This is a genomic window from Ruegeria sp. YTSA219 (genome assembly GCF_059609985.1).
The window spans coordinates 1-6482 of the sequence record NZ_JBXWMT010000029.1; the positions used below are offsets into that span (position 1 = coordinate 1).

Below are 6482 nucleotides of genomic sequence, written 5' to 3' on the forward strand. Positions count from 1 at the left end.
CTGTTATTCCCAAATTGAAACGGTGAGCACTAGCCTGTGGCTTTAACATCAGTGTGAAATTTATGTTTACTTTTTAAGTTGTTGCGTATTGCCTGTTGAGCAGAAAGACTTGAGGAATTGTTACGATGAACTTTGATGCTTCGTTGGCGACGCTAGTGGTCGTCATTTTATTTGGACTCGCTGCTTTGGGCATTCTTCTCAGAAAACCAAAGACAGAAGTAAGCCCTGCAATAGCTGAAAAAGAAGAATTAAAAGGAAAACTTGAGCGGCAGGAACTGGATTTCAGGGAGGTTTGTTCAAGGGCAGATAAGTTCGAGGCTCTTTCAGGCGCTAGAGAATTAGAAATTGAACGCCTCAACGGGGACCTGTCGAAACTTCGGGCAAAATTAGATCAGCAGGCTGACGAGAAGCGAGAGTTTTCAAATAAAATCTCTCGAATGGAAGCAGAAATGCGGGCGGAGAGAGCGGCTTCGAAGGATAAGATCGATACCTTGACCAAATTCCGGCAAGAAATGGAATCCAAGTTTCGAGAGCTTTCAAATGAAGTATTGCGTGTTCAAGGTGAAGCATTCTCGAAAGCTAATTTGGAGAAACTTGAGGCGACATTGACGCCGTTGAAAGAACACGTCGGGCATTTCGAGAAGGAGCTCAAGCAAGTTCATCAGGATACACTTAAGGATCGCGAGCACCTTAAAGCAGAGATCAGCCAGTTAAGCAAAAGGTCCGAAGCCATATCACAGGACGCATTGGCGCTCACGCGCGCTTTGAAGGGAGATCAACAAAAACAAGGTGCTTGGGGAGAGATGATCCTCGAAGGCATTCTTGAAAGGTCAGGCCTTAGGGAAGGCGAGGAATACGAGACCCAGGCTCATCGAGTGGGCAATGAAGGTGAGAGATTAAGGCCGGACGTCGTAGTAAGAATTCCGGGAAACAAAACCTTAATTATTGATAGCAAGGTATCTCTGAAGGCGTATACAGATGCTATAAATGCCGAAACTGAAGAAGAAGCGGCGGTGGCACGTAAGCGTCACGTGGCCTCTTTACGAGGTCACATCAACGGCCTTGCATCCAAAGAATACCAAAATGCAGAAGACGCGACAGTTGACTATGTTATCCTGTTTGTTCCCGTTGAAGGCGCACTGTCAGAAGCGTTGAGAGAAGACGGCAAATTAACGGAATACGCACTAGAAAAGCATATTACGATAGCGACGCCGACTACGTTGATGATGGCGCTCCGGACAGTTGCTAACGTGTGGGCGGTGGAGCGACGGAACCAAAATGCAGAGCAGATCGCCGACAGAGCGGGTAAACTGTATGATAAGGTCGTCGGCTTCGTTGGAAGTATGGAAAGTGTCGGCAAACGTCTCGGACAGGCAAGTGACGCCTACGATGATGCTTTTAATAAACTTTCCCGAGGGCGCGGGAATATGCTCTCTCAAGTCGAAAGCTTGAAGCTGCTTGGGGCGAAGACCAACAAGTCAATCAACATCGAAGTGGAAGAAGAGGCCGCAATTGGGATCAACTCCGCTCAAACTTAAAGGTTTCGGCTGCCTATAAAGATTAGCAACAATGGGGTTGCGGGGAGAGAAATAGTGTCAAAATACCCAAGTGAGAGTTGCAGAAACTGCGCCCATGCGAACTGGCGTTGGTCTGATAAGGTATATCCGGATGGTAAGCTTCGAATAATCGTTCAGACCAAATCAAGTTGCAGTGCTGACCCTTCGCTATCAAAGGCCGGAAGTCGATTTTCGAAAATTGACGCGAGAAATCCACACTCGGATTGCGCTGCTTGGTCTTTTCATGATGACCCCCAAAAAGCTCCTAGGTAGGCAGAGGACAAGCCCGCGTTGTAATATAGAAGCCAATGCGGGAGTTTGATTCACGAAGTGCCTGTCTGCCTAGGTGTTTTGACGGTGATGCGCCGGATGATCGCAGGCACGTTGAGAGAAATACAAAGTAATAGGCGGTAATAGAAACAACAGACTCCTAGTCAGGTAATGGACAATTCTCCAACATCTGGAGTCACGTGATAAATGTGGCTCCTCAGTTTATTTTGCCCCGGTAGACCTAAAGCGTAGTCTGCTGCAGCAAACGCAGCGGACCATGTTTCGGCGTGTTGAGGACCGCCCATTTCGCTGTCATTGAGAAAGCTGACAAAGAGCAACTTCGCATCAACACCATGCTCCCGAAGCCACCAAAGGAAAGCTAAGCGATTGGCGTACTGATAATAAAGTTCCGACCAGTTAACATGGTCTCCAATTCCGAGATCGGCACGGACTGTCGCGAAAGCACGATTAATCTGCTCTCGAGAACGTTGACCAGCCTGCGACGGGGGCGAAAAAAATTCGCGAATATGAGCCTTTGCTTCGACTAGAACTGGACCATGCGAAGTTAAACCTAAAGCATCCCACTGAGGCCCTCGTTGAGGCCAGAAGTCCTTCAAGGATGTAGCAAGGTGCCCGATTTCGAGGCGACTCAAAAAGGCCGCATCGCGATATTCGGCATAGTCGTCTTCCGCTAGAGGCGAGACCCATTCAATGGTTGGAAGCTTTCTCGGCTGCAGGACCTCTGGACATCTGTCGACCGCTGCTTGAATCCATTTTAAGCTTCCTTTTGTTCCCTTCGGTTGGATAATTCTCATATTCACTCGACCGTATAGTTTGAACTCAATGCTTTTGGAGGAGCTCTATCCTCTCTGCGGAGCCAATGTATCCAGGCCTTTAGCTCGCGCCTCCGTCGTAGTCGCTGGATTTCCTTTCTTTTGAGAGCTCGTCAGCGAGATAAACTAAAATGACGGTTAAATGGGATGTAAGTGGCCTCTTAAGTTGAGGCCGGATGCCCCGACAAGCCGACCACATCGGTTTTCTCAACACCTTTGTTAAGCAATAAGTAGGCGTATCCCCCCACGATAACCAATGAAATCAAACCCGCTGCAATAGCGACTTCTCTCGCTATCGGGATGCCGAAGATCATCACTAACGCACCATTAGATACCCCAGCATTTAGTGCCAAAGCCTCAATCACTGGAAGACCAGCGACTTTCGCAATCACTGCGCTATTCATTGCTCCAACAGATGATCCAAGCGCTGAGAACGCTGAAACAAGTCCGGGACTTACGGCTGCAGCGGTTTCAGAAACTATGATTATGGCTCCACTTGCCGACTTCATGGCCAAGAAAGTCGAGGTGGTTGCGGTGCCCAAAATGGCACCAGTGAAACCGCCTGCTGCGGCTCCTGCGACACTAACGATACCTGTGGCAATAGTCGTCGCGGTGCCAGAGACGATTAGAGCGCCACCATAAGCACCAGCCGCTAGCGTTGCTCCTGCTCCGACAACAGCTGCTCCGGCAATCTTCGCGCCGATCAAAGCGTCTCGATGGTCAATTACTCCATCATTATTGGCATCAAAGGCAGATTTTGGAGGTATTGCCTTACTTCCTATTTTCTTCGCGGCGTGGACGAAGTCCTTGTAATCTACTTTTCCATCACCGTTGACGTCCATCGACTGTTTAGACGGGGTCAGAGCGTTAAATGTTTTCTTGATAACCATACTCAAATTCCAACTTGATACTAACCGTCCCTCACCCTAGCAGCTTAAGACTTTAAAATTCGACACTTTTTTGACAAAAAAACAAGGCAGAAGTCCCCCGGCAACCCGCTAAGGGCCGCCGAGGGTTCTGTCTATGAGGGTGGTCTTCGGTTGACGACATAGTCAGCCAACCACTGCCAGTAGGCTTCTGCGTCCCGGAACCCCTGAGCCCGAGCCGCCAGATCTTCCGCTACCTTACGGGTGCAACCGCCATCGTATTCGGCGATAGCGGCGCGTTCCTCGAAGGCGTCAATGTCCGGGAAACTCATGAGGCAACCGTCCCTAGCGGGAGTCTTATCTGGTCAACGATAGACCGACGCTGCTCGTCACTGATGCCAGCCGAGTAAATCCCGTAGGTGATCCCGTTCTCTGACCTTGCAGATTGGTGACCGACCAGAGAAGCAGTGAAGTGCTCAGGAACACCGGTTCGCTCGCACTGGGTCACAAACCACTTGCGGGTCGAGTGAAACACCAGTCCCGGTCGTTCCAGCCCCAACCGCCGTCTCAGTCGTGCAAACCCCTTGGTGACGTGCGCTACGGTCAGGTCAGGAAACAGAGGGCCAGAAGCAGGCAGTTGGCGGAACGTATCATCCAGCACCGGGTGAACCGGAACCAGTCTTTCCGCTGCATCGGTCTTCAGCAGTCTCAGTTCATTGGGTTGAACATGGACGAAGCAACCGAGATTGCCCTTGGTCACGAGGTCTTCCCGGAGCAGTCCAACCGCTTCCCCCGCTCGCATTCCTGACAGCAGGCAGGTCAGCAGAACTGGATACAGTTCCGTGTCCTTGGCTCCCAGCAATCGCACGACTTCATCGTCAGTCGGGACTGCATAGGGTTGAGGACGCACCTTTCGATCGAAGAGAACGGTCCTGAACGGATTGACCTCCAGATGCCCCTCGTAGACCACCCAGTCGAGGAAGTGATTGACCTGAGACCAGATCCGCCGCTGGGTTCTGGCTGTAATAGTCACCGACCCCCGAGTCGAGTACGCGACCAACTGGTCCAGGGTTAACCCACGGGTCCTCTCTGACTTGCCGATCATTGGAGACAGTTGGGCAATTGCCGTCAGGAAGTCTCGTCCGTCAGTCCTCGACAGACTGCAAACAGACTGGTCACCAAATCGACTAGCGAATAACCCAACAGAGTATCGGACCGATTTAAACCCGCTGGGTCGTAGCTCGTTACTGCGCTTGTTAAGATAGGCCCGGCTCAGGTCACGAACAAGCACCTTCACCGGCGCTGATGGTCTGGCGAAGCTGGATCGCTCCAGATTGCATCCAGAGTCCTCCAGAGTGGCCCGGAGACGGACGAGAGACGACTCCGGTTGGTCAACCCAATCAGGAACGTCAGCGATGTTCTCCGATGCAGAGAGGGCGTCTTCAGCTTGCGACCGAACCTGTTCAACCAGTGTTTCGAACCGCGCATTGACTTCAGCGGCTCGGACGCGGGCGGTGTTACGGTCACTGGTCTTGAGGCTCTGCTTCAGCGCCTGAGCGCCCAGCGCGAGAGCCACGTCAACGGGATAGTTACGTCTGAACAACCACGTATGGCCCTTCAGATAGGCATAGCGAATGTGAGCAGACATAGGTCTCCTCCTTTTCTGTTTTGAATTTGGGATTGGGTCAGTTGGTTGAGACGACCCTGACGATCATCTCGAGGGCCGGTTCGCCGTAGGACCCAGCCAGTGGACCGGTGACAGCAAAGCCGGTCACGCAGTCTTCGAACACCTCTTCCACGCGGAACAGATGTTCAGGGACGTCATCGAAGGCCCGGACGACCACGACGTCACCGGGGTTCAGTTCCAGCTCAGTCATCGTTGGACCTCCACGTCCAAAGGACCGCCAGCAAAACCAGCGCTGAGACAGCGGGGTGAGACCGCGAAACCACCCAGAGCATCGTCGTCAGGACGGCCTTGGGCGGTGGGTGCAAAAGAAAACCCCCGACGAGAACGCCGAGGGCAGACAGGTACTTCATGGATCAAACTCCTGCAGTTGCTTCTTTATTTAGATGCAGGAGGTTGCTCGGTTTCTGGGCGGTTAATCGTCTGGTGTTTCGCTATCTTTGCTTTCTGATCCACCGTAAAAGTACTTGTACCCGGCGTAACCAAGTGCTCCACCCACGATCGGAAGTGCCGCAGTCAAAGCCAGTCCAGCGGCCATTCCTCCACCAACAACTGAACCAACTGTGGCAAGGCCTGAAGTTATGCCGGTCGCGCCAAGACCAGTGACAGCACCGGTCGTCGATACAGCAGCCAGCGCTGCGCCTCCGCCCGCAGTGGCACCAGTCGCGATGGCAACTTTTTCTTTTGAGTCCTCTGACATACTCTTCCTCTAAAGTGACGCGTAATCCTATCCCGCAAGCACTGGAAATCTATCGTGAGACTAGGTGCAAGTATTTGGGACACCTTTTGCAACGATATTCTGCCAGTCGGCTCCGAGAAGTTCTCTTGCAGAAAGAGCATTTGAATATGCTGGCTCGCCTTTTGACACCATTTGCACGATCAATCCCTGTTGGAAATTGGTATATGAACCGTACACGTTCCCGTAATACGCACCGGCTGTATTAAAAGTATCTTGATCAGAGTTCACAAAAAAGAAGCGGTCTCCGCCCCGCTTGATAACCTCTATGGAAGCCGCCTGATTGGCGACTTTTCTGGCTCCACTTGGACCGCAGGCAGGTGCAGCCGTCGTGGCGATTTTAAACGATGTTCTCGTGAGCGGCTGGACATCTGTTGACGCGCAGCCCGCTAAGAGAATGGTGACAGCAACAATTGGAAAAAATTTCATTCGTTTACCCTACTGTTCTAACGAAGAAAAAGATTCCATCATTCAGCAAAAGGGTAAACTTAAATTAGAGACGCATTGTCTCATTGTGATATTTAGATCACCCCAAGC

Annotated in this window: 8 protein-coding genes; 1 reads left to right on the forward strand and 7 read right to left on the reverse strand. The window is 51.5% G+C overall.

The genetic code is table 11. The features are described from left to right. Positions 1–125: 125 nt before the first annotated feature. Positions 126–1538, forward strand: coding sequence for a DNA recombination protein RmuC (locus tag AC2FFB_RS19910; RefSeq protein ID WP_496875348.1), 1413 nt, complete (start codon positions 126–128; stop codon positions 1536–1538). A gap of 452 nt (positions 1539–1990) precedes the next feature. On the opposite strand, the gene AC2FFB_RS19915 is transcribed toward AC2FFB_RS19910, so the two are convergent. From AC2FFB_RS19915 to AC2FFB_RS19945, 7 genes are all read right to left on the reverse strand, one after another. Next, a complete protein-coding gene (locus tag AC2FFB_RS19915; protein WP_496875349.1) occupies positions 1991–2641 on the reverse strand; it encodes a hypothetical protein in 651 nt (216 codons plus the stop codon). Positions 2642–2820: 179 nt separating this feature from the next. Next, positions 2821–3549, reverse strand: a complete 729-nt coding sequence (locus AC2FFB_RS19920) for a dockerin type I domain-containing protein (RefSeq protein WP_496875350.1) — start codon at positions 3547–3549, stop codon at positions 2821–2823. Positions 3550–3680: 131 nt separating this feature from the next. Beyond that, positions 3681–3857 (reverse strand): hypothetical protein, encoded by a 177-nt coding sequence (locus AC2FFB_RS19925; RefSeq protein ID WP_496875351.1) that lies wholly within the window; start codon positions 3855–3857, stop codon positions 3681–3683. Then, a complete protein-coding gene (locus tag AC2FFB_RS19930; RefSeq protein WP_496875352.1) occupies positions 3854–5173 on the reverse strand; it encodes a DUF6538 domain-containing protein in 1320 nt (439 codons plus the stop codon). The genes AC2FFB_RS19925 and AC2FFB_RS19930 overlap by 4 nt, the downstream gene beginning before the upstream one ends. A gap of 37 nt (positions 5174–5210) precedes the next feature. Beyond that, positions 5211–5402: a hypothetical protein gene (locus AC2FFB_RS19935; protein ID WP_496875353.1), complete on the reverse strand. Its 192-nt coding sequence runs from the start codon at positions 5400–5402 to the stop codon at positions 5211–5213. A 222-nt stretch (positions 5403–5624) separates the two neighbouring features. Continuing rightward, entirely contained in the window at positions 5625–5909 is a 285-nt protein-coding gene (locus tag AC2FFB_RS19940) for a hypothetical protein (protein WP_496875354.1), read from the reverse strand. A gap of 60 nt (positions 5910–5969) precedes the next feature. After that, positions 5970–6374: a hypothetical protein gene (locus AC2FFB_RS19945; protein WP_496875355.1), complete on the reverse strand. Its 405-nt coding sequence runs from the start codon at positions 6372–6374 to the stop codon at positions 5970–5972. Positions 6375–6482: the final 108 nt, after the last annotated feature.

Bases quoted from the DNA above. Each gene is read 5' to 3' on its own strand.
- AC2FFB_RS19910 (WP_496875348.1), top strand. From the start codon at position 126: ATGAACTTTGATGCTTCGTTGGCGACGCTAGTGGTCGTCATTTTATTT.
- AC2FFB_RS19915 (WP_496875349.1), bottom strand. From the start codon at position 2,641: ATGAGAATTATCCAACCGAAGGGAACAAAAGGAAGCTTAAAATGGATT.
- AC2FFB_RS19920 (WP_496875350.1), bottom strand. From the start codon at position 3,549: ATGGTTATCAAGAAAACATTTAACGCTCTGACCCCGTCTAAACAGTCG.
- AC2FFB_RS19925 (WP_496875351.1), bottom strand. From the start codon at position 3,857: ATGAGTTTCCCGGACATTGACGCCTTCGAGGAACGCGCCGCTATCGCC.
- AC2FFB_RS19930 (WP_496875352.1), bottom strand. From the start codon at position 5,173: ATGTCTGCTCACATTCGCTATGCCTATCTGAAGGGCCATACGTGGTTG.
- AC2FFB_RS19935 (WP_496875353.1), bottom strand. From the start codon at position 5,402: ATGACTGAGCTGGAACTGAACCCCGGTGACGTCGTGGTCGTCCGGGCC.
- AC2FFB_RS19940 (WP_496875354.1), bottom strand. From the start codon at position 5,909: ATGTCAGAGGACTCAAAAGAAAAAGTTGCCATCGCGACTGGTGCCACT.
- AC2FFB_RS19945 (WP_496875355.1), bottom strand. From the start codon at position 6,374: ATGAAATTTTTTCCAATTGTTGCTGTCACCATTCTCTTAGCGGGCTGC.